25 protein-coding genes are annotated in these 26,487 nt (G+C 33.3%); 7 read left to right on the plus strand and 18 right to left on the minus strand.

What is annotated here, in order from left to right; all coding sequences use genetic code 11:
- Positions 1 to 53: 53 nt before the first annotated feature.
- From hisB to CDH49_RS12215, 16 genes are all read right to left on the minus strand, one after another.
- The gene (hisB, locus tag CDH49_RS12140; protein WP_100615800.1) at positions 54 to 1,187 is read right to left on the minus strand and encodes a bifunctional histidinol-phosphatase/imidazoleglycerol-phosphate dehydratase HisB; all 1,134 of its coding nucleotides are present in this window, start codon (positions 1,185 to 1,187) and stop codon (positions 54 to 56) included.
- A 41-nt stretch (positions 1,188 to 1,228) separates the two neighbouring features.
- Complete coding sequence (locus tag CDH49_RS12145; protein ID WP_239970652.1) at positions 1,229 to 1,549, minus strand: GIY-YIG nuclease family protein; 321 nt, start codon at positions 1,547 to 1,549, stop codon at positions 1,229 to 1,231.
- Between the two features lie 2 nt (positions 1,550 to 1,551).
- Positions 1,552 to 2,595: a histidinol-phosphate transaminase gene (gene hisC / locus CDH49_RS12150; RefSeq protein ID WP_100615801.1), complete on the minus strand. Its 1,044-nt coding sequence runs from the start codon at positions 2,593 to 2,595 to the stop codon at positions 1,552 to 1,554.
- Between the two features lie 110 nt (positions 2,596 to 2,705).
- Positions 2,706 to 3,986, minus strand: a complete 1,281-nt coding sequence (hisD, locus tag CDH49_RS12155) for a histidinol dehydrogenase (RefSeq protein ID WP_100615802.1) — start codon at positions 3,984 to 3,986, stop codon at positions 2,706 to 2,708.
- A gap of 2 nt (positions 3,987 to 3,988) precedes the next feature.
- On the minus strand, positions 3,989 to 4,423 hold the full coding sequence (locus tag CDH49_RS12160) for a GNAT family N-acetyltransferase (protein WP_100615925.1): 435 nt from the start codon (positions 4,421 to 4,423) through the stop codon (positions 3,989 to 3,991).
- Between the two features lie 10 nt (positions 4,424 to 4,433).
- A complete protein-coding gene (hisG, locus tag CDH49_RS12165) occupies positions 4,434 to 5,291 on the minus strand; it encodes an ATP phosphoribosyltransferase (protein ID WP_100615803.1) in 858 nt (285 codons plus the stop codon).
- Between the two features lie 262 nt (positions 5,292 to 5,553).
- Positions 5,554 to 6,369, minus strand: a complete 816-nt coding sequence (locus CDH49_RS12170; RefSeq protein ID WP_100615804.1) for a prohibitin family protein — start codon at positions 6,367 to 6,369, stop codon at positions 5,554 to 5,556.
- Positions 6,370 to 6,380: 11 nt separating this feature from the next.
- Positions 6,381 to 8,414 carry a vWA domain-containing protein gene (locus tag CDH49_RS12175; protein ID WP_100615805.1) on the minus strand — a complete coding sequence of 678 codons (2,034 nt, stop codon included), beginning with the start codon at positions 8,412 to 8,414 and terminating at the stop codon, positions 6,381 to 6,383.
- A 20-nt stretch (positions 8,415 to 8,434) separates the two neighbouring features.
- Positions 8,435 to 9,181, minus strand: coding sequence for a 3-oxoacyl-[acyl-carrier-protein] reductase (gene fabG / locus CDH49_RS12180; protein WP_100615806.1), 747 nt, complete (start codon positions 9,179 to 9,181; stop codon positions 8,435 to 8,437).
- 105 nt (positions 9,182 to 9,286) lie between these two features.
- A complete protein-coding gene (gene sucD / locus CDH49_RS12185; RefSeq protein WP_100611567.1) occupies positions 9,287 to 10,159 on the minus strand; it encodes a succinate--CoA ligase subunit alpha in 873 nt (290 codons plus the stop codon).
- 62 nt (positions 10,160 to 10,221) lie between these two features.
- Positions 10,222 to 11,166 (minus strand): UDP-3-O-(3-hydroxymyristoyl)glucosamine N-acyltransferase, encoded by a 945-nt coding sequence (locus CDH49_RS12190; RefSeq protein WP_100615807.1) that lies wholly within the window; start codon positions 11,164 to 11,166, stop codon positions 10,222 to 10,224.
- A gap of 65 nt (positions 11,167 to 11,231) precedes the next feature.
- On the minus strand, positions 11,232 to 11,798 hold the full coding sequence (gene efp / locus CDH49_RS12195; RefSeq protein ID WP_100615808.1) for an elongation factor P: 567 nt from the start codon (positions 11,796 to 11,798) through the stop codon (positions 11,232 to 11,234).
- Positions 11,799 to 11,802: 4 nt separating this feature from the next.
- Complete coding sequence (lpxA, locus tag CDH49_RS12200) at positions 11,803 to 12,588, minus strand: acyl-ACP--UDP-N-acetylglucosamine O-acyltransferase (protein WP_100615809.1); 786 nt, start codon at positions 12,586 to 12,588, stop codon at positions 11,803 to 11,805.
- 51 nt (positions 12,589 to 12,639) lie between these two features.
- On the minus strand, positions 12,640 to 14,046 hold the full coding sequence (locus CDH49_RS12205) for a bifunctional UDP-3-O-[3-hydroxymyristoyl] N-acetylglucosamine deacetylase/3-hydroxyacyl-ACP dehydratase (RefSeq protein WP_100615810.1): 1,407 nt from the start codon (positions 14,044 to 14,046) through the stop codon (positions 12,640 to 12,642).
- Entirely contained in the window at positions 14,033 to 15,061 is a 1,029-nt protein-coding gene (gene lpxD, locus CDH49_RS12210) for a UDP-3-O-(3-hydroxymyristoyl)glucosamine N-acyltransferase (RefSeq protein ID WP_100615811.1), read from the minus strand. The genes CDH49_RS12205 and lpxD overlap by 14 nt, the downstream gene beginning before the upstream one ends.
- Positions 15,062 to 15,119: 58 nt before the next feature.
- Positions 15,120 to 16,346: an HD domain-containing protein gene (locus tag CDH49_RS12215; RefSeq protein ID WP_100615812.1), complete on the minus strand. Its 1,227-nt coding sequence runs from the start codon at positions 16,344 to 16,346 to the stop codon at positions 15,120 to 15,122.
- A 36-nt stretch (positions 16,347 to 16,382) separates the two neighbouring features.
- Between CDH49_RS12215 and porX the strand changes: the two genes are divergently transcribed.
- From porX to CDH49_RS12230, 3 genes are all read left to right on the plus strand, one after another.
- On the plus strand, positions 16,383 to 17,936 hold the full coding sequence (gene porX, locus CDH49_RS12220; RefSeq protein WP_100615813.1) for a T9SS response regulator signal transducer PorX: 1,554 nt from the start codon (positions 16,383 to 16,385) through the stop codon (positions 17,934 to 17,936).
- A 90-nt stretch (positions 17,937 to 18,026) separates the two neighbouring features.
- Entirely contained in the window at positions 18,027 to 18,476 is a 450-nt protein-coding gene (gene tsaE / locus CDH49_RS12225) for a tRNA (adenosine(37)-N6)-threonylcarbamoyltransferase complex ATPase subunit type 1 TsaE (protein ID WP_100615814.1), read from the plus strand.
- A gap of 236 nt (positions 18,477 to 18,712) precedes the next feature.
- Positions 18,713 to 19,246: a hypothetical protein gene (locus CDH49_RS12230; protein WP_239970654.1), complete on the plus strand. Its 534-nt coding sequence runs from the start codon at positions 18,713 to 18,715 to the stop codon at positions 19,244 to 19,246.
- On the opposite strand, the gene CDH49_RS12235 is transcribed toward CDH49_RS12230, so the two are convergent.
- Positions 19,243 to 21,681, minus strand: a complete 2,439-nt coding sequence (locus CDH49_RS12235) for an outer membrane beta-barrel family protein (RefSeq protein WP_100615815.1) — start codon at positions 21,679 to 21,681, stop codon at positions 19,243 to 19,245. The two genes, CDH49_RS12230 and CDH49_RS12235, sit on opposite strands and share 4 nt — an antisense overlap.
- A 170-nt stretch (positions 21,682 to 21,851) precedes the next feature.
- Between CDH49_RS12235 and CDH49_RS12240 the strand changes: the two genes are divergently transcribed.
- The 3 genes from CDH49_RS12240 to CDH49_RS12250 are packed head-to-tail and all read left to right on the plus strand — an operon-like array spanning position 21,852 to position 24,044.
- Positions 21,852 to 23,051 carry an alanine dehydrogenase gene (locus tag CDH49_RS12240; protein ID WP_100615816.1) on the plus strand — a complete coding sequence of 400 codons (1,200 nt, stop codon included), beginning with the start codon at positions 21,852 to 21,854 and terminating at the stop codon, positions 23,049 to 23,051.
- A gap of 28 nt (positions 23,052 to 23,079) precedes the next feature.
- A complete protein-coding gene (locus CDH49_RS12245) occupies positions 23,080 to 23,454 on the plus strand; it encodes a DUF4258 domain-containing protein (protein ID WP_100615817.1) in 375 nt (124 codons plus the stop codon).
- Positions 23,451 to 24,044, plus strand: a complete 594-nt coding sequence (locus CDH49_RS12250; protein ID WP_100615818.1) for a sugar transferase — start codon at positions 23,451 to 23,453, stop codon at positions 24,042 to 24,044. Before CDH49_RS12245 ends, CDH49_RS12250 begins: the two co-directional genes overlap by 4 nt.
- Before the next feature lie 6 nt (positions 24,045 to 24,050).
- Here the strand turns inward: CDH49_RS12250 and CDH49_RS12255 are convergent, their stop codons facing one another.
- Positions 24,051 to 25,229: a proline dehydrogenase family protein gene (locus tag CDH49_RS12255; RefSeq protein ID WP_100615819.1), complete on the minus strand. Its 1,179-nt coding sequence runs from the start codon at positions 25,227 to 25,229 to the stop codon at positions 24,051 to 24,053.
- A gap of 134 nt (positions 25,230 to 25,363) precedes the next feature.
- Between CDH49_RS12255 and aroB the strand changes: the two genes are divergently transcribed.
- Positions 25,364 to 26,431, plus strand: a complete 1,068-nt coding sequence (gene aroB / locus CDH49_RS12260) for a 3-dehydroquinate synthase (RefSeq protein ID WP_100615820.1) — start codon at positions 25,364 to 25,366, stop codon at positions 26,429 to 26,431.
- Positions 26,432 to 26,487: the final 56 nt, after the last annotated feature.

Here is a 26,487-nt window from a genome sequence, read left to right on the forward strand (position 1 = left end):
ATTTACGATTTACGATTTGAATTCGTAATTCTAAAATCTGAATTCTTAATTTATTAAAGCATCCCTTTCGTGGAAGGCAAAATCATTTTTTCAATATCGCGTTTTACTGCCATTTTAATTGCTTTAGCAAAAGCTTTGAATATTGCTTCAATTTTATGGTGTTCATTTGTGCCTTCTGCTTTAATATTCAAGTTGCATTTAGCCCCATCTGTGAACGATTTAAAGAAATGATAAAACATTTCCGTTGGCATTTTGCCTACCATTTCACGTTTAAATTCAGCTTCCCAAACCAACCAATTTCTACCACCAAAATCTATGGCGACCTGCGCTAAACAATCGTCCATTGGCAAACAAAATCCATAACGTTCTATACCCAATTTATTTCCTAAAACATTATTGAATAATTCGCCTAAGGCTATGGCCGTATCTTCAATGGTATGGTGTTCATCAACTTCCAAGTCGCCATCTACTTTTATTGTTAAGTCCAATTGACCGTGACGTGCAATTTGATCCAGCATGTGGTCAAAAAAAGCAATGCCTGTATCTATTTTACTTTTTCCTGTGCCATCAAGGTTTATTTGAATCGCAATTTTAGTTTCATTAGTATTTCTTATAATACCTCCCGATCGATCATCAGCCTTTAAAAACCCATAAATTTTAGACCAATCATTGGTTTCTAAAGCAATGTATGCGTCTAATTCTTCACGTTTTACGGTGATTTCATTGGTTCCTAAATGTGTGTTATCGTTTATGTAAATCCCTTTAGCCCCAAGATTTTTGGCCAATTCAATGTCCGTTAACCTATCACCAATTACAAAAGAATTTACTAAATCGTAATCCTCGGAAAAATATTTGGTTAATAATCCCGTATTTGGTTTTCTTGTTGGCGCATTATCTTTAGCAAACGTTCTGTCTATAAATTGCTCCTTAAAAACAATCCCTTCATCTTCAAAACATTTTATGATGAAATTATGAACGGGCCAAAATGTATTTTCAGGAAAAGAAGAAGTTCCCAAACCATCTTGATTGGTAATCATAACAATCTCGTAGTCTAGTTCCTTAGCGATTTTGCCTAAATATTGAAATACTTTAGGGTAAAATTCCAATTTTTCGAAAGAGTCGATTTGCTCATCGCCTGGCTCTTTGATGATGGTGCCATCTCTGTCTATAAACAATACTTTTTTCATATAACTTTAGTTATATGTCCTGAATTTATTTCAGGACCTTTTTAATTTAATATTAATGTCTCTAATTTAGGATTGGTTTCTTTAACTAAATTCCATTTCCAGTCCTTATGCCAATTTTTTAATTGCTTTTCACGAGATTTAGCAACTTTCATTTCTTCAAATTCCTCATAATAAACTAAATCAACTACATTGTACTTTTTGGTAAATACCGCTCCTGTTCCTTTTTGGTGTTGGCTAATTCTTTTCTGCAAATTATCAGTATAGCCAATGTATAATACACTTCTATTTTTATTTGTTAATATGTAACAATAACATTTTTTCATTGATAATAATTCTTCTTTAATTAGAAGTTCCTGAAACAAGTTCAGGATTTCGAAATTAATAAAAGGGTTTTTATTAATTTCTCATTTTCTTCAGATGTACCCACTGTAAAACGTAAACAGTTTTCACAACCTACTTGCGTCGTTCTATTTCTAATCACAATTCCTTTTTCAATAAGCTGATTATAACGTTTGTTGGCATCATCTACTTTTGCCAAAATGAAATTGGCATCCGAAGGATATATTTTTGAAACAAACGTAATGCTTTTTAACTCAGTCATTAATTTAGTTCGTTCCTTTAAAATATCATGGATTTGATTGGAAGCTAAATCCTTTATACTTAGCAATTCAATGGCTTTTTTCTGAGTTAGCTCATTAATATTATAAGGCGGTTTAATCGTATTCAAAACAGTAATGATTTCTGCCGAAGCATAACAAATACCTAAGCGAATCCCGGCCATGGCATAGGCTTTCGATAAGGTTTGCGTGACGACTAAATTCGGAAATTCATCCAATCTGCTAAGCCAACTGGCTTCATTTGAAAAATCAATATAAGCTTCATCAATAACCACCAATCCTTTAAATTCGGTAATAAGCTTTTCTATTTTAGAACTTTCAAAACTATTAGCAGTTGGATTGTTTGGCGAACACAGAAATAGAATTTTACTTTTTGCATTGGCTGCATTTAAAATCTGATTGACTTTCGGCTGAAATGTGTCATCCAAATCAACTTTAACAATATCTATCGCATTCAAATTTGCCAAAACTTCATACATACCATACGTTGGCGGCAAAATGATGACGTTATCTTGATTTGGCTCACAAAATGCCCTGAAAATCAAATCTAAAACTTCGTCGCTGCCGTTTCCTAAAAGGATGTTTTTAGCAGAAATATTTTTTATTTTTGAAAGAATATCTTTTAATTTTCCTTGTTGTGGATCTGGGTAACGATTGACGCCGTTTTCAAACGGATTTTCATTGGCATCTAAAAATACCATATCAGCAGGCACGCCTTGAAATTCATCCCGCGCAGATGAATAAGGTTTTAGTGCTTTAATTGTTGGCCGTATTAAGTCTTGTATGTTCATTTTTTTTTGTCACACTGAATTCATTTCAGTGTCTCATTAATTTTTATTTGTGATGCTGAAACAACCCTTCGACTGCGCTCAGGGTGACATCTTCGGCATTAAAAGTTACTTTATAAATCCTTCAATCGTATCGTTACCGCATTTTTGTGTGCTTGTAAGCCTTCTGCTTCAGCCATCAACTCAATAGCATTTCCTATATTCTTTAATCCTTCTTTTGATATTTTCTGAAACGTCATGCTCTTTAAAAAGCTATCTAAGTTCACTCCAGAATAGGCTTTTGAAAATCCATTGGTTGGTAAGGTATGATTGGTTCCAGAGGCATAATCACCAGCACTTTCTGGGGTATAATTACCTATAAAAATAGACCCTGCGTTAGCAATACCATTCACATAAAAATCATCATTTTTTGTACAGATGATAAAATGTTCTGGACCGTATTCGTTTATCAATTCCAAAGCGATATCCTCACTTTCAACATAAATCAGTTTAGAATTCGCTATAGATTTCTCAGCAATCGCTTTACGCGGAAGCAATTCCAATTGTTTTTCAATTTCTTGTGAAACATTTTTGATGACACCCATAGAGGTTGAAACCAAAATAACCTGACTATCAGTACCATGCTCGGCTTGGCTTAATAAATCGGAAGCCACATAAGCTGCGTTGGCGGTTTCATCAGCAACGACTAACAACTCACTAGGGCCTGCAGGCATATCGATAGCGACGCCATATTTTGTTGCCAATTGTTTTGCAACCGTAACAAATTGATTGCCCGGACCGAAAATTTTATAGACTTTAGGAATCGATTCCGTGCCAAAAGTCAGTGCTGCAATTGCCTGAATACCTCCAACTTTAATAATTTTAGTAACCCCACAAAGTTGTGCCGTATATAAAATTTCTGGAGCAATGTTACCCTGTTTATTTGGTGGTGAGCATAATACAATCTCTTTACAGCCTGCAATTTGTGCGGGAACAGCTAACATCAACACCGTAGAAAATAACGGTGCTGTACCTCCTGGAATGTATAAACCGACCTTTTCAATAGGACGTTTTTCTTGCCAACAGCTAACACCTTCAGTAGTTTCTAAGGAAATTCTAGTTGTTTTTTGAGCTGCATGAAAGGCTACAATATTCAACTTTGCTAAGTCTATGGCATTCTTCAACGCATCTGAAACCAAAGTTGACGCTTCTTGAAGTTCTTCAGGAGTCACTAAATTGGAATCTAACTTTACGCCATCAAAACGTTCAGTGTATTTTTTAACGGCTAAATCCCCATCTGAACGCACTTCATTAAAAACAACATTGACCGTAGCTTCAATATCATCTACTGTTTGTGTTGGTCGTTTTAATATGTCGGTCCAAGTTGTTTTACTCGGATTATCAATTATTTGCATCTTTAAAATTTTTTAATCATGTGATGTCCTAAAGCATTAAAGCCTTGCGATTCCCAAAACATCTTGCCTTTTATATTTTTTGCATAGCAATTTACTTCTAAGCCCTCACAGCCAATCTGTTTAGCGTAGTCAAATAACCATTGCATCATTAGATTACCAATGCCCTTACTACGGTATTCGGGTTTAACATAAACATTGTCTGGTTCTAAATGCTTTCCTGCATAAAGTTTATTTAATAACCAAAATCCGCAGATTCCTAGTAATTCATTTTCACGATAGACCCCGATACATTGGTAATTACCCATAGATAACATATCATCAAGGCGTTCTTTCAAGATTTGATATTCAAATCTTCCTTCATTAAGTAAAACCACGAGAGGAAGAATAGTTTCCATTTTTTCATAAGAAATCAACTCTATTTCAAACTCTGCTTTCACTAAACAACTATTACAAAACCATTTTTTCAATAGGACACACCAAAATGCCTTGAGCCCCATTCTTTTTTAACTCGTCTATCACGTTCCAGAATTCATTTTTACTGATTACGGAATGTACAGAACTCCACCCTGCTTCCGCTAATGGCAAAACCGTTGGACTTTTCATACCCGGCAATACATTAATAATGTCTTGTATTCTGTCATTAGGCGCATTCAACAATATGTATTTAGATTGGCGTCCTTTTAAAACGGATTGAATCCTGAACTGAATCGTGTCTAAAATAGCTTGTTTTTCTTCACTTAATACTGGTGAAACGGCCAATACGGCTTCAGATTTTAAAATGGTTTCAACTTCTTTTAAATTGTTTTTGAATAAGGTGCTTCCGCTTGAAACGATATCGCAAATGGCATCCGCTAGCCCAATATTAGGAGCAATTTCAACAGAACCATTAATGATATGAAGCTGAGCGTTAATCCCATTGTTATCTAAATAATTTTGAACGGTATTTGGATATGATGTTGCAATACGTTTTCCATCCAAATCCTTGATACTATTATATTTCATAGACTTTGGAACTGCAATACAAACCTTGCATGAAGAAAACCCTAATTTTTCGGCGATTGTGATACCTTCCCCTTTTTCTATTAAAATATTTTCTCCAATTATGGCCGCATCAACTACACCGTCTTTTAAATATTGAGGAATGTCGCCATTTCTCAAATAAAACACTTCTACAGGAAACCCCTTGGCAGATGCTTTCAATTGATCTTTTCCATTATCGATATACACACCGATATCTTTTAAAATATCCATAGATTCGTCGTGTAAACGACCCGCTTTTTGAACTGCAATTCTTAATTTACTCATTGTCTTGTTTTTATGAGTTTGAAACAATCTAGTTGGCAATAAAATTAAAAAACCCGCTTGATTGTCTCAAACGGGTTTAAAAAATATGTTGAATTTATTCAATACATCTTCAGTTCGCTTGAGTGCAAATTTGAAAATGATGGTGATGTGCTTGAATAAATGTCATGTTTTATTAATTATGTGCAAATATCTATAAATTAAGTTTAAAATTCCAAATAATTTCAACAAAACTTAATTATGGAAACTATTTAAGTCTAAAAAACTATTGATTTCCTAAAATAATAGGCAACCCGCTATCGCCCGAACCTATTACAATGACTTTACTATTGGGAGATTCCGCTAATTTCATGGTGGCATCAATACCTTTATCTTGTAAAATTTTATCCGTTAAAGAGGCACTTAATATTCTGTTGGATTCTGCTTTTCCTTGAGCTTCAATAATTACTTTTTCTGCTTCTTTAGCCGCTGTTACCAATCTAAACTCATATTCCAATGATTCCTGTTCTTGTTTTAATTTGCGTTCAATGGCATCTTTAATTGTTGGAGGTAACGTCACATCTCGAACTAAAACTTCATTTAATTGGATATATTGATCCTCAACTATTTTCTTTGTTTCTTCAAATATTTCTTGCTGGATGGCATCTCTTTTACTGGAATACAATTGTTCGGGCGTATAACGACCAACAACGCTACGGGCGGCAGAACGTATAGCTGGAAGCAGTACACGTTCTTTATACATTTCGCTCTTTTCTTGATGTAATTTCCCTAAATTCTTAAAATCCGGTTGAAACCAAACAGATGCTTCCAATTTTATATCCAGTCCATTTGATGACAACACATTCATCTTCTCAAGTATTTCTTGTTGGCGCACTTCATAAACAATAACTTTATTCCAAGGTGCTACAATATGAAATCCTTCACCTAAAGGTGGTTTATCCGTTACAACACCATTGTCAAAAGTTTTATAAAGTACCCCGGCTTCACCAGAACCTATGGTTACTGCTGATTTTGCCAATACTATGATAAGTATGATTATAGTGATTATTACAGGTATGGTCACTTTAGGTAATTTTTCCATTATATTTTAGTTTAAATTAATCCGTTATATTTCCTTAAAAACCATTCGATAGTCAGAGTTAAGGCTATTAGAAGGAGTAGATATTTCCAATCTATCAAAGGTATGGTATTTTTATTGCTTTTTTGGATTGCTACAAAACGATTATCGTTTAATAAATCATTTACCAAGGTATTGGTATCATCAATAAAATAACTTTTTCCGTCACTATTATTGGCTAAACGTTGCAGTTTCGTTACATCGGCATTTAAGAATTGCTGCTCAACATCGTATTCTAAAATTTGAAAACTCCCTGATTGTGATATGTTTTCATTTTTCGCATATACTTTAAAGGTGTATTCTGAAGGAGATAAATTACTTAAATCGACTTGGTAATTATTATTTTTTAAAATTAAAGGAAAACTTTTTTCTTTATTTGAAATAGTGTCTTTTACTGAAATGGTAAGTGTTTCACGAGCATCAAATTCAAAGTTTTTGTCAAAGAATTGCGCTTTGATAATAATATTTCCTGTGCCATTATAGAAGGATTCGTAATCTACATTAAGTCTGTTTCTCTTTTTATTCGAAGCTAAATATTGAACCAGCTTTCCAATAAAATTATCAAAGTCATTAAAGGATTTCGCATTGATATAACTCTGTGCCCTCCATTGCCAAATATTTTCACCAAACAAAATGCCTTCTCTTTTTCCATTGGTTTCAAAAGTTGCCAATAATGGTTCTTTAGTAGAAATATTGTTGACTTTTTTAAAAAGAATGGTTTCAAAGGGTATTGAAAACGTCACGTCACCGTAATTTGATTTTAAGGGTGGAAATGATTCAAAGTCAATATCGTCAATTATGAAGGGAGCAAAATTTAGATTCATTTCAGATTGATAATCTTCGAACTGACCTGTTATTTGTTGGTTATAATTTTTATCAGTAGTATTTAAAAAATCAATGTCGGTTTTTGTTCCAACAATGATCATTTTATTTTTGTTTTCATTATCTAAAGCCTCAAATAACTGTTTAAACTTATTATTTGGTTGATACAATATAAATAATTGAAAATCATTTATTTGATTAATTATATCATTTGGTTTTATGAATACAGCTTCCCGTTGTTCATTGCTTTCGATACTCTTTTTAAGCACGCCTAAATCTGGATGCAAAAAGTCGCTTACAAGGGCTACTTTTGTCTTTTGATCAATGACTTCTACCGCAAAATTTTTGGTATTATTTACAATGTTTTTTTCATTGTTCAATGGCTCAAGTGTCGCTTTGTACGCGCTTACCCCTACGCTGTTTGCAGGCAATGTAAAATTGACAATCTTGGAGTTGTTACTTTTTGAAAACGTAATGGGCTGTGAATAAACTATATTATTTCCACTAGTGACAGTGAATTGGGAATTGATATTGCTGCTCCCGTTATAAATTAAAAATACTTCAATAGGAAAACTGTTTTTTAGAAAAGCATATTTGTTAACGTTTAACTGTTGAATTTTTAAATCAGTATAGTTAACGGTATCCCCTAAAATGATGGGATAGATAGATTGTTTATATGAATTTGAACTGAATTCGTAATCACTACCATAAGTTTGATTCCCATCAGTAATTAATACCGTTGGTGAAATGGATTCTTTATAAATTTGGGATAATTGGTTGATGGCGTTGCTAATATTGGTTTGCTGCTTGGTAAAATTTAAAGAATCTTCAGAATTTAAATTATCACCAAAAGAATATAACTCAATATTAAATTTATTGGTTAAATCTGAGTTATTGGTTAAGGATTCAACAATTTTTAAAGAATTACTATCTTGATTTAAATGCTTAATCGAACTAGAATTATCAACAGCTATAATTAGATTAGGTTTTTCAGTATAAACTTCGAGATGTTCAAACTTAGGGTTGATGATAAGTAGTAGAATCGCAAAAAGCGTAAGAAATCTTAAAAAAATGAATGTCCAATATAGTTTGGAATGTCCTTTTGATTTGTTCCAATATTGAAAAAGCGCTAATAATAGCGCTAATAATCCTGCAAGTATGATAAAAACAAGAGTTATGGAACTCATTAAAATTTTACTTTCAAATATTAAGTTAACATCCCGCCATCAACATTCAATGTTTGCCCAGTAATATAAGAACTCATATCGCTAGCTAAAAACACACAAGCATTGGCTACATCTTCAGGAGTTCCACCACGTTTTAATGGAATACCGTCTCTCCAACCTTTAACCACATTCTCGTCCAGTTTGGCTGTCATCTCAGTTTCAATAAAACCCGGCGCAATTACGTTGCTTCTTATATTTCTAGACCCCAGTTCTAAAGCCACAGATTTTGAAAATCCGATGATTCCCGCTTTTGATGCCGCATAATTGGTTTGTCCTGCATTTCCTTTAACACCAACCACGGAACTCATGTTAATGATAGAACCTTTACGTTGTTTCAACATCGTTTTTTGCACAGCTTTGGTCATATTGAAAACCGATTTTAAATTGACCTCAATAACAGTGTCAAAATCAGCCTCACTAATCCGCATTAACAAATTATCTTTGGTAATACCTGCATTATTAACCAAAATATCGATACTACCAAACTCGGCAGCTACATCGTCTGCTAATTTTTGAGCGTCGTTGAAACTCGCTGCATTACTTTTATAACCTTTGGCTTTAACTCCTAAGGCATTTAATTCGTTTTCTAATTCATTAGCAGCTTCTACAGAAGAACTGTATGTAAAAGCAACATTAGCACCTTGTTCTGCAAATACTTGAGCGATTCCTCTTCCTATACCTCTACTAGCACCCGTTATAATTGCTGTTTTTCCTTCTAATAATTTCATTTAATTTTTATAAAAAAGTTGATTTTCAAATATAGTAATTACAAACTGTATCAAATAAAAAAACCTCACAAAATCTTGCGAGGTCCTTATAATTTATATGTTTTATTATGCTAAAACTTCAGCTACTTTTTTACCTATTTCAGCAGGGGAATCCACTACATGAATACCACATTCTCTCATGATTTTCTTTTTAGCCTGAGCCGTATCGTCACTGCCACCAACAATAGCACCAGCGTGTCCCATGGTACGTCCAGCAGGAGCTGTTTCACCAGCTATAAAACCAACAATTGGTTTTTTACTGCCACTAGCTTTATACCAAAATGCAGCATCAGCTTCTAACTGACCTCCAATTTCTCCAATCATGACCACAGCTTTCGTTTCTGGGTCATTAATTAATAATTCAACAGCTTGTTTTGTAGTTGTTCCAATAATGGGGTCACCACCAATACCAATAGCTGTAGTAATTCCAAGACCTTGTTTTACAACTTGGTCCGCCGCTTCATAAGTCAATGTCCCTGATTTAGAAACAATACCTACATTCCCTTTTTTGAATACGAAACCTGGCATGATACCCACTTTAGCTTCTCCTGGCGTAATAACCCCTGGACAATTAGGACCTATCAAACGACAATCTTTACCTTTTATATATTCAGCAGCTGTAATCATGTCCGCTACAGGAATACCTTCTGTAATAGTAATAATCACTTTAATCCCAGCATCCGCAGCTTCCATAATGGCATCTGCAGCAAAGGCTGGTGGAACAAAAATAATAGTAGTATCTGCACCCGCTTTTTGAACAGCTTCTAAAACCGTATCAAAAACAGGTCGGTCTAAATGTGTTTGACCACCTTTGCCAGGCGTAACGCCACCCACAACATTGGTTCCATACTCAATCATTTGACTTGCATGGAATGTTCCTTCACTACCTGTAAATCCTTGTACTATTATTTTTGAATCTTTGTTTACTAAAACACTCATTTTGTATTGTTTTTTTTTAAATAAAGCAGTGCAAAAATACTTTATTGTGGTTAGTTTTCTGTTTAAATTTTGTTATTTTTTTTAATTTGATTTAAAATGTCCGGTATCTGTTTGATGGATGCCATTTCTTTTAACTCTGTTCGCGCTTCTTGTGCTGGCGTTCCCCAATAGGTTTTATTTCCTTCCAATGATTTGCTGATGCCAGACTGTGCATGAACAACGGCTTTTTTTCCGATAGTGATACCACTAGTACAACCTACTTGCCCCCAAATAGTAACTTCATCTTCAACAACGACGCACCCAGCTATGCCGACTTGCGAGGCAATTAAACATTTTTTTCCAATGACTGTATCGTGACCTATTTGTATTAGATTATCTAATTTAGAACCTTCACCAATGATGGTATCACCAGTAACTCCTCTGTCTATGGTACAAGAAGCACCAATATCAACATTGTTTTCAATCACAACTCTTCCTCCTGATAATAACCTATCAAATCCTTCAGTCCGTTTTTTATAATAAAAAGCATTAGCTCCTAAAACTGTATTAGCATGAATGGTTACATTATTTCCAATGACTGCATCATCATAAATACTGACGTTGGAATGAATCATGCAATTTTCTCCAATGACAACGTCATGACCTATAAAACAATTAGGTTGTATTACGGTGTTTTTTCCAATGATGGCAGATTCTGAAATGGATTTATTCGCTGATTGAAAAGGCTTAAAGTGATTGGTGAGTTTGTTAAAATCCCTAAACGGGTCATCACTAATAAGAAGTGCCTTCCCTTCTGGACATTCCACTTGTTTATTGATTAAAATAATGGTTGCTTTTGAATTTAAGGCTTTATCATAATACTTAGGATGATCTACAAATACGATATCCCCAGATTCAACAACATGGATTTCGTTCATGCCGAAAACCGAAAAATCTTCATTGCCAATAAATTCACAATCAATTAATTGTGCTATTTGTTTTAGGGTATGTGGTTTTGGAAACTTCATTTATAATGTTTAATCGTTGAATCGTTGAACAGTTTAAACAAATAAACAAATCAACGATTAAACTTTTACTCTTTTACGCGTTCTTTATAAGTTCCTTTTTCGGTTTCAACCTTAATTTTATCACCTTCATTGATAAACAAAGGCACATTTATGATGGCGCCAGTTTCAACAGTCGCTGGCTTGGTGGCGTTTGTAGCCGTGTTGCCTTTAACACCAGGTTCGGTAGCGGTGACTTCCAAAATAACGCTGGCAGGCATTTCTACTGAAAGGGGCATATTATCCTCAGTATTAATAATGACGGTGACTACTTCTCCTTCTTTCATGAGCTGGGGATTATCAAGCGCAGATTCACGTAATTGAATTTGACTAAAATCCTCTGTATTCATAAAATGATAGTATTCGCCATCGTTATATAAAAATTGGAATTTATGGGTCTCTACACGAACATCTTCCAATTTATGCCCTGCAGAAAAGGTATTGTCCAATACTTTTCCATTAGTTACACTTCGCATTTTTGTTCTTACAAACGCTGGTCCTTTACCTGGTTTTACGTGTAAAAATTCAATTATTTTATATATATCATTGTTGTAGCGGATGCATAATCCGTTTCTAATATCACTAGTAGTTGCCATATAATTAATTTGATTTAAAATATCCTTTCATAATACCGCGATGCGAATTTTTGATGAATTGAAGAATTTCATCACGCTCTGGTGTTGCCTCCATTTCGGCTTCAATAATTTCTGAAGCTTGGGTGTTGTTATAATGTTTTTGGTAGAGAATTCTGTATATATTTTGAATCTCCCTTATTTTTTCTGTGCTATAACCACGTCTTCTCAACCCAACAGAGTTGATACCAACATAAGATAATGGCTCGCGTGCTGCTTTTACATAAGGAGGCACATCCTTCCTTACCAACGATCCGCCAGTTACAAAGGCATGATTACCAACGGAACAAAATTGATGTACGGCCACCATACCCGCTAAAACAACATAATCGCCTATAGTGATGTGTCCTGCCAATGTAGTATTATTTGAAAAAATGCAATTGTTTCCAACGATACAATCATGAGCAATATGGCAATACGCCATAATCAAACAATTATCGCCAATAACGGTTTTCATTCTATCGGAAGTTCCTCTGTTAATGGTGACGCATTCCCGAATGGTTACATTGTCACCTATTTCAACGGTGGTGTCTTCATCGTTATATTTTAAATCCTGAGGTATCGCAGAAATGATAGCACCTGGGAAAATATTACAATTTTTTCCAATTCTAGCACCTTCCATAATAGTTACATTACTACCAATCCAAGTGCCTTCTTCAATTTTTACATTATTATGAATGGTCGTAAAAGGTTCTATAACAACATTTTTTGCAATTTTTGCACCTGGGTGCACATATGCTAGAGGTTGATTCATTTCTTATTTTTTATTTTATTTAAGTGTGAAATGTTAGCAAACATATAATAATTATTTCACTTTAGAAATTTGTGCCATTAGTTCCGCTTCCGCACATAATTTTCCATTTGCATAGGCATACCCTTGCATATGGCAAATACCACGACGTATGGGGGTGATTAAACTGCATTTAAATATTAAAACATCACCTGGAACCACTTTTTGTTTAAACTTAACATTATCCATTTTCATAAAAAACGTTAAATAATTTTCTGGATCTGGCACGGTGTTTAATACTAAAATACCACCCGTTTGAGCCATGGCTTCCACAATTAAAACACCTGGCATTACTGGAGCTCCTGGAAAATGGCCTGCGAAAAACGATTCGTTCATGGTCACATTTTTTTGAGCTATCACGTGATTATCGGTCAGCTCAAAAACTTTGTCTATTAACAAAAATGGTTGTCTGTGCGGCAACATGGCCATAATTTGAATGACATCCATTAATGGGGGCTGGTTCAAATCTATATTAGGAACATTATTGCGTTTTTCATTTTTTATGATTTTTGAAAGTTTTTTTGCAAACTGTGTATTAACAAAATGTCCTGGCTTGTTAGCAATAACTTTACCTCTAATTCGAGTACCTACAAGTGCTAAATCCCCTAAAACATCCAGTAATTTATGTCTTGCTGCCTCATTTGGATAATGCAATGTGAGATTATCTAAAATACCATTTGGCTTCACTGCTATGGAGTCTTTTTTAAAAGCTACTTTAAGTTTTTCCATGGTTTCAGGAGATAAAGGTTTATCTACATAAACAATGGCATTATTTAAATCACCCCCTTTTATTAAACCATTTTGCAATAACATTTCAATTTCATGCAAAAAGCTAAAGGTTCTGGAATCAGAAATATCATTTTTAAAATCAGAAATCTGATTTAATGTAGCGTTTTGTGTTCCTAACACTTTTGTCCCAAAATCCACCATGGTGGTGATTTGATATTCTTTTGAAGGCATTACCAAAATTTCGCTTCCAGTGTCTTCGTCTGTATAAGAAACAACTTCTGTAACAACATATTCTTCCCTAAAATCATCTTGTTCTACAATGCCTGCCTTTTCAATAGCTTCAACAAAAAATTTGGAAGATCCATCCATAATAGGAGGTTCAGAAGCATTTAATTCAATAATAGCATTATCAATATCTAGACCCACCAAAGCGGCAAGGACGTGTTCTGATGTTTGAATGGTAACGCCATTTTTTTCTAAGCATGTGCCTCGTTGGGTATTTGTTACATAGGTTGCATCTGCTTCAATGATTGGAGATCCTTCTAAATCAACTCGTTTAAAAGCGAGTCCAAAGTTGGCTGGAGCTGGCTTGAAAGTTAATGTTACATTTTTACCGGTATGCAAGCCAACACCTGTTAAGGATGTTTCTTTAGATATTGTTTTCTGTTTTATTTCTGTACTAACTATTCCCATTTATCTTTTTTTCTAAATCATCAATATTTTTAACAATCTTAGGTAAATTTTTAAAATGCACATAGGATTTATTATAATCACTAAGAGAAAATGCTGGACTTCCTTGTATCATCTCATTATTTTTTATGTTTTTTCCAATGCCCGATTGTGCTTGAATTTTCACATTGTTGCCAATAGTAATATGACCAGCAATACCAACTTGCCCACCAATTAGGCAATTCTCTCCGATTTTGGCAGAACCCGCTATTCCAGTCTGGGCAGCGATAACGGTATTTTTGCCAATTTCTACATTGTGGGCTATATGAATTTGATTGTCTAACTTAACACCTTGCCTTATAATAGTAGAACCCAAAGTCGCTCGATCTATAGTTGTTGTTGCTCCAATATCAACATAATCTTCAATGATTACATTACCTATCTGAGGAATTTTACTGTAGCTTCCATCATCATTTGGTGCAAATCCGAACCCATCGGCCCCTATAATAACGCCAGAATTTATAACACAATGATTCCCAATAACTGTATCTGCATAAATTTTCGCTCCAGAAAAAACAATGGTATTATTTCCAATAGTAACATGATCCCCTATATAGGAGTTTGGAAATATTTTCACATTATCTCCTAAAGAAACATTTTCACCAATATATGAAAATGCACCAACATATATATTCTTTCCATGGGTTGAGGAGCTTGATATAAATGAAGGCTGTTCCACCCCGTTTTTATTTAGCTTTACTGAATTGTAATATTCTAACACCTTTGAAAACGCCATGTAAGCATCATCAACTTTTATTAGTGTCGTTTTAATCCCGTTTTCTGGAACAAATGTTCTGTTAACGATGGTTATTGACGCGTTGGTAGAATATATATAGTGCTTATATTTTGGATTGGACAGAAAGGTGAGAGAGCCCTCTATACCTTCTTCTATTTTTGATAATTTAGAAACTTCAACATCTGGGTTTCCTACGACATCACCTTCTAAAATCCCCGCTATTTGTTGTGCTGTAAATTTCACAAGCTTAATCTTTATTTTTTTTCGTTATAATGAATCTCGCAAAAATAGGAAAAATGTACTAAAGTTTTTCTTTAGGATAACATATATAATATTTTGTAATAGGTTTAGCCAAAGCTTTTACATTTAATTGATCGGATGCCTTTACAATATCTTCTATTTTTCCTGATTTATGTAATATGTTAATTTTGTGATGATTGAGTTGATAGGCTTGGTTGGAAATTTCCCCGGTGAACACAAAATATTTGGCCTCGCTTTCAGATATATTGTATATATTTATTAGGTGTTGAAGGTGTATTTTTAAATCTTCTTCCTTTATTTTTTTGTTCTTAAGTTTAATTTTTAACAAATTTCTATTGATTATCATTTCAGATAAATGACTTAAAACAAAGTCATGATGATGTTGCCATTCCTTTAATGCCGAAATAACATCATAATCATCTAGACCAGAAAATATATTCAATGTCTCTTCATTAAAATTTTCAAAAGAAATCTCATTATCCAAAAAATACTGTAGCGTTCTACTGGTATTCAGTTTTTCAACTTTATTCAGTTCTTTGGCGCGCTGTAAAGCTCTAATCAACAATTGTTCTGCGGCTATTCCTGTTTTATGAAGATACACTTGCCAATACATAAAGCGTCTAGCGTTAATAAATTTCTCAACACTGTAAATGCCTTTTTCTTCAATGACCAGTTTATCGCCAACCACGTTTAACATGGTAATTAGCCGCTCGCTATTGATATTACCTTCTGCAACACCTGTATAAAAACTATCGCGTTTTAAATAATCTGCCCTATCCATATCCAATTGTCCAGAAATAAGTTCGCACATAAATGGTCTAGGATATTCACCTTTAAAAATCTGGATAGCAAGCGTTAAACTTGAGTTAAATTCAGTATTCAATTGCTCCATAAATAAGAGGGAAATCTGCTCGTGAGATACATTATTTACAATACTATGTTCCATAGCATGGGAAAAAGGTCCATGTCCAATATCGTGCAACAATATAGCCGCATAAAGTGCCCCTTCTTCTTCTTCTGAAATGCTAACTCCTTTAAAGCGAAGTATATTAACAACTTGTTGCATCAAATGAACACACCCAATGGCATGATGGAAACGTGTGTGGTGAGCCCCAGGATATACCAAATACGACATTCCCATTTGGGTAATTCGTCGTAAGCGTTGAAAATACTTATGTTGAATTAAATCAAAGATTAGAGAATTTGGAATGGTAATAAATCCGTAAATTGGGTCGTTTAATATTTTGAGTTTGTTATTAGTCGGCAAACTTTAATTTTTAATTAATTATACAAACAAATATACATGAATAACATAAATATACTTTGGGTTGATGATGAAATTGATTTGCTAAAACCACACATTTTGTTTCTAGAGAAAAAAAACTATACCGTAACAACTTGTAAAAGTGGTACCGAGGCCATAGATATTCTGGAGGATACGAATTTCGATATTGTTTTTTTAGATGAAAATATGCCTGGTTTAACAGGTTTGGAGACTTTAAATGAAATTAAAGAACGAAGGGACAACTTGCCTGTTGTTATGATTACAAAAAGTGAAGAAGAATATATTATGGAAGAAGCTATTGGCAATAAAATAGCTGATTACCTCATAAAGCCCGTAAACCCAAATCAGATTCTATTAAGTTTAAAAAAGAATTTGGATCATTCTAGATTGGTTTCCGAGAAAACCACCTCCAACTATCAGCAGGAATTTAGAAAAATAGCTATGGAATTGTCTATGGTAAATACCTTTGAAGAATGGGTTAATTTGTACCAAAAGCTTATTTATTGGGAAATTCAGCTTGAAGATATTGAAGACGTTGGCATGGCTGAAATTTTAGAATCCCAAAAAACCGAGGCTAATACGCAATTTGGCAAATATATAGAGAAAAATTATTTCAAATGGTTTGAAGGAAAAGCTGATGCACCGGTGATGTCCCATACTCTTTTTAAAGAAAAAGTAGTTCCTGAACTCAGCAAAAAACAACCAACGCTTTTAGTAATAGTAGATAATTTACGATACGACCAATGGAAAGTTTTTGAACCTATCATCAATAACTATTACAAAAAAGAAAAGGAAGATGCTTTTTTCAGCATTTTACCAACGGCGACCCAATATGCCAGAAATGCTATTTTTTCAGGTTTGATGCCGAGTGATATGGAAAAATTATTTCCTAAATATTGGAGAAATGATCCAGATGAAGGTGGTAAAAACCTCTTTGAAGCCGAATTTTTAGAAACTCAAATGAAGCGACTTGGTTTAAATCATCTAACCCATGAATATCATAAAATAACCAATTTAAAGTCAGGAAAGAAATTACTGGAAAATTTCAAATCTTTAAAAAACAATGATTTAACAGTTGTCGTTTATAATTTTGTTGATATGCTTTCTCACTCAAAAACAGAAATGGAGGTTGTGAAAGAATTAGCCGCAAATGATAAAGCTTATCGTTCATTGACCCTTAGTTGGTTTAAAAATTCACCATTATTAGAGATGATCCATCAAGCCCAACTGTTAGGGTTTAAACTTATACTGACTACCGATCATGGCACCATCAATGTCAAAAATCCATCAAAAGTTATTGGGGATAGGGATACCAGCTTAAATCTTCGATACAAAACGGGCAGGAGCTTGAGCTATGAATCAAAAGACGTTCTTGTTGCAAAAGACCCGAAAAGTATTCATTTACCTTCAATTACCATGAGCAGTTCCTTTATTTTTGCAAAAAATGATATGTTTTTGGCATATCAAAATAACTATAACCATTATGTAAGTTATTATAGAAACACCTACCAACATGGTGGTATTTCTTTGGAAGAAATGATTATTCCTTTTGTTGTATTCAGTCCAAAATAATCCATGTAACGCAAAAAACATCGATAAAATACACCTTCTGTTAGTTTTATTTAAATTTTATTTATAATATTGTATTCAAATTATATAACATTGGAAATAATTTATAAAATTGAAAATATTAATGAGGTAGCACAACAACTCATCGCCAACGTAACAACCAAGACCTTATTGTTTTATGGTAATATGGGTGTTGGCAAAACAACATTGATCAAAGCAATTGTTAAATTACTAGGTAGTGATGATGATGTGAGTAGCCCCACATTTTCAATAGTTAATGAATATGAAGCTTACAACACATTAATCTATCATTTCGATTTATATAGAATAAAAGATGTTGAAGAACTTTATAATGTCGGAATTGAAGATTATTTGTTTTCAGATAATTGGTCCATTATAGAATGGCCAGAGAAAATTGAAAATATAGTATCAACAGATTATGATAGAATTGAATTGGAATTAAATTCTGATAATTCCAGAACATTAAAATTGAAACCAAAAAACGAATTTAACCTAAAAAATATGCAGAGCGGTAACCAATAAACACTATTATGTCTTTAGATTTTGTGGCTTTTACGGAAAACCCACAACTAAAATTTTAAAAATCAATGTTTTTAACATAATTTTAACATTTTAGAGCAAACAGCGATAGGGTCTTTATTTACATTTGGGTATTAATTAATTAATCCCTTAACAAATGAAAACAAAAAAGTATTTAATCGCAATCGCAATCTTAGGAGGCTTATTGTTTACAGCTCAAGCAGTAAATGCTAGCCAAGATGGAGCTAAAATCGACAAAAACCAAATCCAGGTTCCAAAAAACGGATAAAAAAAGTTTGGTAATAGGAAGTATTGTTGCAACAGCAATAGCAGCTACTCCTTATCTATTTTATTTATATGAAAGTGTTCCAAATACTAAAGTTTGGAACACTTTTTTATTTAGTTATGAAAGTCGAGGCTATGAAAGCGTCTTCGTTTTAGCTTGGACACTTACAGGAAAATTAATTCCTCTAATATTATTGTTTATTTGGTTTTTTACCTGTAAACATTGGTGGTATCATGTTCTATTGATACCAATATCTATGTATACCTATCAAGCCATTTCTGTAATTAATGAAGATTCAGGAAATATTGACACAAACCAAATTATTTACTTAGTGCCAATTATTGCTATTATTGTGCCATCTATTTATTTAATAAGAGCCCAACTTTTTAATAGAATAAATACTATCAATAAGACTATGGAAGAATTAGAAGAAGAGTTTAAACTATCGCCAAAAAACTTTTGGGAAAAGATAAAACAGTATTTTTAAATATTGGATTCTTTTTCAAGTCTTTCCAATTCATCTAACTCGATTTGTCGTGCATTGGTTTTTAATACTGTGTTGCCAAACTTATAGTTAAATCCAAACACAAACAGCCTATTCTCCATATTGGATTTAAATAGAACATCTTGATTTAAGTATTTAGTTATGGTATGAAAATTTTGTGTGTTAAAAATATCTTCAACACCTATATTTAGAGATGCCCTATTATTCCACAACGTTTTTTTAAGATTTAGGTTAAGCCCAGAACGTTCACTAATAATCCTAGCACCTTCTGCTATAGGAGAAATATAATTATATGACACATCAAACGTGAGGCTTTCATCCTTTAAAAAGCTAAAATAATTGTTTATTTGGGCATATAAAGACCACCTGTCGTTTGAAACCAATTCATTATTACTTTCAATTGCAAAAAACTTGTTATCATAATAAAAAACAGATGTTAGGGCATACAAGTACCAATGTGGTGCTATTTTTGTATAGGTTGTAAAATCCAGTCCGTAGGAAATGCTATGATCAATATTCGTGTTTACATACTTTATAACATTATCTTGATTATCTTGATATAAAATTTCTAGAGTTGGGTTATCTTCATACCGATAGTACAACTCAAATGTGTAATTTTTGTTAAATGTATAACCTAAAGTAAAAACATCATCAATTTGAGGTTTCAAATTGGGGTCTCCAGTCATATAAGTATTATCATTTAAAAAATATTTAAAAGGGTTTAATTCATTATAACGTGGCCTATAAATACGCTTTTTATAATTGAAATAAATACTATTGTTTTCATTAATATGATTTAAAATATAAATGGACGGAAATAATTTAACATAATCATTTCTGTTCAATTCATTATTCCATAATGAAGAACCTGTTAAATTGGTGTACTCTGCCCTCAAACCTGTTTGTAAGCTCCAATGTTCCCAATCTTTTGAATACGCTGCATAGGCAGCATAATTCATCTCATCATATAAAAACGTATCAGAATTTTGTAAATCTTCTATACTTTCGCCATTTTCAAAATTGAACTGATTTAAAACACTTTCAGAATCAATACTTGATAGTTTACCTCCTACTTCTAATTTAGAAGATTCGCCAATGGGCAACTCATAATCCATCTGTCCTGTGTATAATTTTATATACTGACTGGAAAATGTTTGAAATCTATTATCCCTAAATGATGATGCCATATTTGGAAAGAAGTAACCAGTATCTACATTCTGGAAATCGGAATAATCATAGTTGGTGTGATGAGCACTTAAAGAAAGCTTTTCGCCTTCTCTTTTAAATTTATGGACATAATCTAATGTAAATGCAAAATTAAGTACCTCTGTAACAGATAGTTTATCGGTTATAAACAATGAATCCAATACTTTATTAGGACCAAAAACATCAGTAATGGAGTTAGCATTAAATTTAGTGCTTTTTCTCGGAGAAACGAGAATATTTGTTGAAAAGCCCAAACTGTTAAATTCATTAAAATCATAATCAATATTAGCATTCAAATTATGGTCAGAGGATTTTTTTATTCTATCATAGTCCGTTTCCCAACTAGATGTATTTATGTTATTTGAATCAAAAAAATTAACAAATTCATCATTATGTCTAAAATCCTTTCGGGGGCTCACATTGTAATTTATATAGGTATTTAATTTTTCGGTTTTAAAAAAATGACTAGTTCCAACTGCATACTTAGGGTATTGAAACCCTTGCCTATAATTTCCGAAAATACTACCATTATAACCAGAAATAATATTTTTACTGATTACTATATTAATAACGGCCCCACCTTCAGCTTCATATTTAGCAGGCGGATTTGTTATGACTTCTATGGATTTTATATTGGCTGCAGAAGTGCCTTCTAAAAGCTGTTGAACTTCGCTTGAAGATAAATGTATTCTTCTATCGTTTATATAAATTATAGGCTCGCTGTTTTTTACTGTAATCTTTCCATCATTAACAAAAACCCCTGGTGAAAACTTTAAAACATCCAGCACATTATTGTTGGAAAGCGTGGAATTTTCAACATCAAAAACCAATCTATCGACCAATCGTTTTACGGTAGGTCGTTTTGCAACTACCATGACGCCATCTAGTTCTTCGGTAGATTCTTCTAATATAATTGTATTAAGATTTGTATTTGTATTTAGATTAATGTTTTGAGTGTATGTCTTAAAACCTAAATAGGTTATTTTAAGTTGATATTGTCCACTCTTTAGGTTTTCTATTTTAAAAAAACCAGTATCATCTGTTGTAGAGCCAGTTAATGACGTAGCATCTTCATTTAATGATAGTACAACATTTGTATATGCAATAGGAATGTTATTTACGTCTATTACTTTTCCACTTAAAGTTAGGTCTTGAGCAACCAAAGAGAAAGAAAAAATATAAAACAAATAAACTATTGATTTTAAGTGCATAAATAGGTTTATAATTACAAACTTATGACAATTTATTTAAAAAGCTGTACCATAATAGCACATCATAATGAAACTTTTTCCTATCATATTATTTTGTTGAAATATTTCTTTATTTGAGTTGATTTTACAAAAAAAATATTCGTAATTTCATTTTCCTTAAAATAAAAAAAATGTCGGATTTACCATCTCCTTTTACCAAGCAGCAATTGTTGCCTCAAGAAGAAAAACTTGAAATATTAAAACGCAAAGGAGATCTATATATAGGTATTCCTAAAGAGACGGCATTTCAAGAAAAAAGGGTGTGTTTGACACCCGACGCTGTTTTTGCACTCATTAGCAATGGACATAAGGTATTGATGGAATCTGGTGCTGGTGATGGTGCCAGTTTTACGGATAGGGATTACAGTGAAGCCGGTGCAGAAATAACCAAAGATACCGCTAAAGTATTTGGCTGTCCCATGGTGCTTAAAGTTGAGCCACCAAGTTTGGAACAAATTGACCTTTTGAATCCGCAGGCCATACTAATATCTGCACTACAGATTAAAATACAAACTAAAAAATATTTTGAAGCTTTGGCCTCAAAGCGCATTACGGCACTTGCTTTTGAATTTATTCGAGATAGCGATGGCTCTTACCCTGCCATAAGATCGTTAAGTGAAATTGCCGGAACTGCATCTATTTTAATTGCTGCGCAATTATTATCTAATGATATCGAAGGAAATGGGTTAATGTTTGGTAACATTAGTGGTGTACCTCCCGTTGAAGTCGTTATTTTAGGAGCTGGAACCGTTGGTGAATTTGCCGCAAGAAGTGCCATTGGATTAGGGGCTAACGTGAAAATATTTGATAATTCCATCACCAAGTTACGGAGCATACAAACACATTTAGGTAGGCCTCTTTATACCTCCACAATCCAACCAAAAAACTTAACAAAAGCTTTAAAGCGTTGCGATGTAGTTATAGGTGCCATGAGGGGCAATAATAGATCTCCCATTATAGTATCTGATGAGCTTGTTCAATCCATGAAAAAAAGATCCATAATCATTGATGTGAGTATTGACACGGGTGGATGCTTTGAAACAAGTGAAGTAACTACACATAAAAACCCGACATTTGTAAAACATGGTGTTATACATTATTGTGTACCCAATATTCCTGCAAGGTATTCACGTACGGCTTCCATATCCATAAGCAATATTTTCACGCCCTATCTATTGAAAATTGCGGAAGATGGTGGTATTGAAAATTCTCTTCGATTTGATAAAGGTTTAAAAAATGGATTGTATTTTTACCACGGTATTTTAACCAGTAAATCTGTTGGCGAATGGTTTGATTTAAAATATAGCGACATTAATCTGCTCGTATTTTAAACCATCATAGCCGATTTAAACACATTAAATGACATTATTACAGCGTATTGGGTATTATCTGGGTGGATTTTCCATAGGATTAATCATTTTAGCATTCTTTTTAAACGGAAAAAAAGTATCATGTAGTTATGGACCTGATGCTCGCGTTCTTAAAAACATCAAGTCAAAAAAAATAGTTTATAGTGATGCTATTCAATTATATATGAATGAACATCAAATAGATACTTCCATTGTAAATTATGTTCTTAAAAAAGGGGATATCAATTTTTCCAATAGTGACACAAGACAGAAGCCCTGTGCGCTGTATAGCATTGAAGGTGATTATAATGAAAGAGACTTCATTTTGTCCGTTGAAAACTGCGATAGCATCGCAACTCTTTTAAATTTATCGATCAAAGAATGATAAAACGCAGTTTTGACGTTGTTTTTTCAATAGTGGCCTTAATCACCCTTTCCCCTATTCTATTCGTCATTGCTATTTTAATCAAAATGGATTCCAAAGGGCCTGTTCTTTTTGTACAAGAACGTGTTGGAAAAAACAATAAGGATTTCAACATTTATAAATTTAGGACCATGTATGAGGCTTCCCAAACCAAAGGCCTACTCACTTTAGGAAACCACGATTCCAGGATTACAAAAATCGGTTATTTTTTACGTCGCCATAAAATTGACGAGTTCCCACAGCTTATAAATATTTTAATTGGTGATATGAGTTTTGTGGGCCCAAGACCAGAATTAAGGCATTATGTGAATTTTTATAACGAAGAAGATCATATTATTTTTTCTGTGAGGCCAGGAATAACAAGCCTAGCGTCATTAAAATACCGAAATGAAGTAGAACTTCTAAAAGCTGCGGAAGATCCTGAAAGCTTTTTTATAAACACTATTATTCCAGATAAATTAAAATTCAATAAGGAGTATATTGAAAAGCAAAGTTTATTATTGGACTTAAAGCTTATCCTCATCACCATAGCCAAAGTTTGGACGAAATAAAGCTGACTAATTATTTAGTTTTCTGCGTTGTTTCTCTTTTCCTATTAAATTTAATTCCCTTCCGGTTTGGCCTGCTACAGAAGTGTTTTCTTCTGCTCTCCTAATTAAATAAGGCATCACATCTTTTACCGGGCCAAAAGGCATGTATTTTGCAACATTGTAACCTCGATGCGCTAAGTTGAAACTTATATTGTCACTCATACCATACAATTGTCCGAACCAAACACGTTCATCGTTATGTTCTAATGCATGATCTTTCATTAAGGTCATTAAAAAATATGAGCTTTCTTCATTATGTGTTCCTGCAAAAAGCGATATGGTATCAATGCTTTTTATGATATATTCCAAACCGTCATTAAAATTTTTATCAGTTTCAGCTTTATTGGCACAAATTGGTGTTTTATAATTGTTATCGGCGGCTCTATCGTTTTCTTTTTCCAGGTATGCGCCACGGACTAATTTATATCCCAGATAAAACCCTTTTGATTTAGCCAACTCATGCTGATTCTTTAAAAAGTCAAGTCTGTCATGCCTATACATTTGCAAGGTGTTAAAAACGATGGGCTTCTCTGTGTTATATTTTTGCATCATATCTGTAACCAAGGCATCAGCTGCATCTTGCATCCAACTTTCTTCGGCATCAATTAAAACGGCGATGTCATATTGTTTGGCTTTACTACAAATAGCATCATACCTAGATACAATAGTATTCCATTCCTCTTGTTCTTTTTTAGTTAGTGCTTCACCACTACCCTTTTTTTCATACAAGTGCAATCGTCCAAGTCCAGACGGTTTAAAAACAGCGATTGGGATGGCCTTTATTTCTTTTGAAAAATCCATTATTTTTAAAATGGTCTGCATGGCCAGATCGAATTCTGTTTCATTCTCTTTTCCTTCAACGGAATAATCCAACACAGAACTTACCCCTTTTTCAAACATTCTTTGAATAATAGGCAAGCAATCTTCCTCATTAACACCCCCACAAAAATGATCGAAAACTGTGGAGCGGATAAGTCCTTCAATAGGTAAATGGGCTTTCAGTGCAAAGTTTGTTGCGGCTGTGCCAATCCTAACCAAGGGTTCGATGGATATCATTTTAAAAAGGAAATAAGCACGCTCCAATTGTGTGTCGCTTTTTAGTGAAAAAGCGATTTCAGTATTATCAAAAATTCTTTCAGAAGTCATTTTGGGAAATTTACACAAAGATAATTATTCGTAGTATCATTTTATTTAAAAATCCTTAATTTCGCTCTTTATGATGATAGATTTATTTCATTAGGCATCATGATTAATATTAATATTATTGATAGTTTTTAAAGATGGATTCCATTACCGCAAATGATTGTATTATTCATTTTAATGAATTATGCTATATATCACTAAATGAGCATATTAAAATTAATAATTTTTCTAAAATATTTATTTTAGTCGACACCAATACCCATACCTATTGCTTACCCCTTTTTCTTGAAAAACTGGAGACGACTTCTGTTATAGAAATCATAGAAATTGAAGAAGGGGAAATTAACAAAAACATTGACACGTGTGTGGGCGTTTGGAATTCGCTTTCTGAATTGGATGCTGATAGAAAAAGCTTGCTGATAAATGTTGGAGGTGGCGTTGTAACCGATTTAGGCGGTTTTGTAGCATCTACATTTAAACGTGGCATTGCTTACATTAATGTACCAACGTCTTTATTAGCGATGGTTGATGCTTCAGTTGGCGGAAAAACGGGGGTGGATTTGGGCAATTTGAAAAATCAAATTGGCGTTATTAGTAATCCGAATATGGTATTAATCGATACTTTGTTTTTACAAACCTTACCACAAAATCAAATGCGATCTGGCTTAGCCGAAATGTTAAAACATGGATTGATTATTAGTGAAGACTATTGGAATAAATTTAAAGATTTGTCACAACTAAAACTTGATGATCTGGATGGTTTAATTTATGAATCCGTTTTAATTAAAAAAGTCGTTGTAGATCAAGATCCTTTTGAAAATGGCTTGAGAAAAACCTTGAATTACGGCCATACCTTAGGCCATGCCATAGAATCCTACTTTTTAACCAATCCGTATAAACCATCACTTTTGCATGGAGAAGCGATTGCCATAGGCATTGTTTTGGCGAGTTATATATCAACTCAATTAGTTGGCTTTCCAGAAGACACCACTAATAACATAAAATACTTATTTGGTGGTTATTATGGTAAAGTTGAGATAAAAGAAAGCGATTATTCACCAATAATTGAGTTACTTAAATACGATAAGAAAAATAACCATGGTAATATTAATTTTGTTTTGCTAGAAGCTATTGGCAAACCAAAAATTGATTGTTTGGTTGATGAAGCTATTATTATTGACTCGTTTAAATATTATTCTTCATAGTGTATAATACTTGATTAATATTATAGTTTTAAATTGAATCCGTAAAATAAAATCAT

The organism is Confluentibacter citreus (genome assembly GCF_002807055.1).
GTDB lineage: Bacteria > Bacteroidota > Bacteroidia > Flavobacteriales > Flavobacteriaceae > Confluentibacter > Confluentibacter citreus.

Coding starts and splice junctions, on each gene's coding strand:
- hisB (WP_100615800.1), bottom strand. CDS start 1,187: ATGAAAAAAGTATTGTTTATAGACAGAGATGGCACCATCATCAAAGAG.
- hisC (WP_100615801.1), bottom strand. CDS start 2,595: ATGAACATACAAGACTTAATACGGCCAACAATTAAAGCACTAAAACCT.
- hisD (WP_100615802.1), bottom strand. CDS start 3,986: ATGCAAATAATTGATAATCCGAGTAAAACAACTTGGACCGACATATTA.
- hisG (WP_100615803.1), bottom strand. CDS start 5,291: ATGAGTAAATTAAGAATTGCAGTTCAAAAAGCGGGTCGTTTACACGAC.
- CDH49_RS12170 (WP_100615804.1), bottom strand. CDS start 6,369: ATGGAAAAATTACCTAAAGTGACCATACCTGTAATAATCACTATAATC.
- CDH49_RS12175 (WP_100615805.1), bottom strand. CDS start 8,414: ATGAGTTCCATAACTCTTGTTTTTATCATACTTGCAGGATTATTAGCG.
- fabG (WP_100615806.1), bottom strand. CDS start 9,181: ATGAAATTATTAGAAGGAAAAACAGCAATTATAACGGGTGCTAGTAGA.
- sucD (WP_100611567.1), bottom strand. CDS start 10,159: ATGAGTGTTTTAGTAAACAAAGATTCAAAAATAATAGTACAAGGATTT.
- CDH49_RS12190 (WP_100615807.1), bottom strand. CDS start 11,166: ATGAAGTTTCCAAAACCACATACCCTAAAACAAATAGCACAATTAATT.
- efp (WP_100615808.1), bottom strand. CDS start 11,798: ATGGCAACTACTAGTGATATTAGAAACGGATTATGCATCCGCTACAAC.
- lpxA (WP_100615809.1), bottom strand. CDS start 12,588: ATGAATCAACCTCTAGCATATGTGCACCCAGGTGCAAAAATTGCAAAA.
- CDH49_RS12205 (WP_100615810.1), bottom strand. CDS start 14,046: ATGGGAATAGTTAGTACAGAAATAAAACAGAAAACAATATCTAAAGAA.
- porX (WP_100615813.1), top strand. CDS start 16,383: ATGAATAACATAAATATACTTTGGGTTGATGATGAAATTGATTTGCTA.
- CDH49_RS12230 (WP_239970654.1), top strand. CDS start 18,713: ATGGAGCTAAAATCGACAAAAACCAAATCCAGGTTCCAAAAAACGGAT.
- CDH49_RS12235 (WP_100615815.1), bottom strand. CDS start 21,681: ATGCACTTAAAATCAATAGTTTATTTGTTTTATATTTTTTCTTTCTCT.
- CDH49_RS12240 (WP_100615816.1), top strand. CDS start 21,852: ATGTCGGATTTACCATCTCCTTTTACCAAGCAGCAATTGTTGCCTCAA.
- CDH49_RS12245 (WP_100615817.1), top strand. CDS start 23,080: ATGACATTATTACAGCGTATTGGGTATTATCTGGGTGGATTTTCCATA.
- CDH49_RS12250 (WP_100615818.1), top strand. CDS start 23,451: ATGATAAAACGCAGTTTTGACGTTGTTTTTTCAATAGTGGCCTTAATC.
- CDH49_RS12255 (WP_100615819.1), bottom strand. CDS start 25,229: ATGACTTCTGAAAGAATTTTTGATAATACTGAAATCGCTTTTTCACTA.
- aroB (WP_100615820.1), top strand. CDS start 25,364: ATGGATTCCATTACCGCAAATGATTGTATTATTCATTTTAATGAATTA.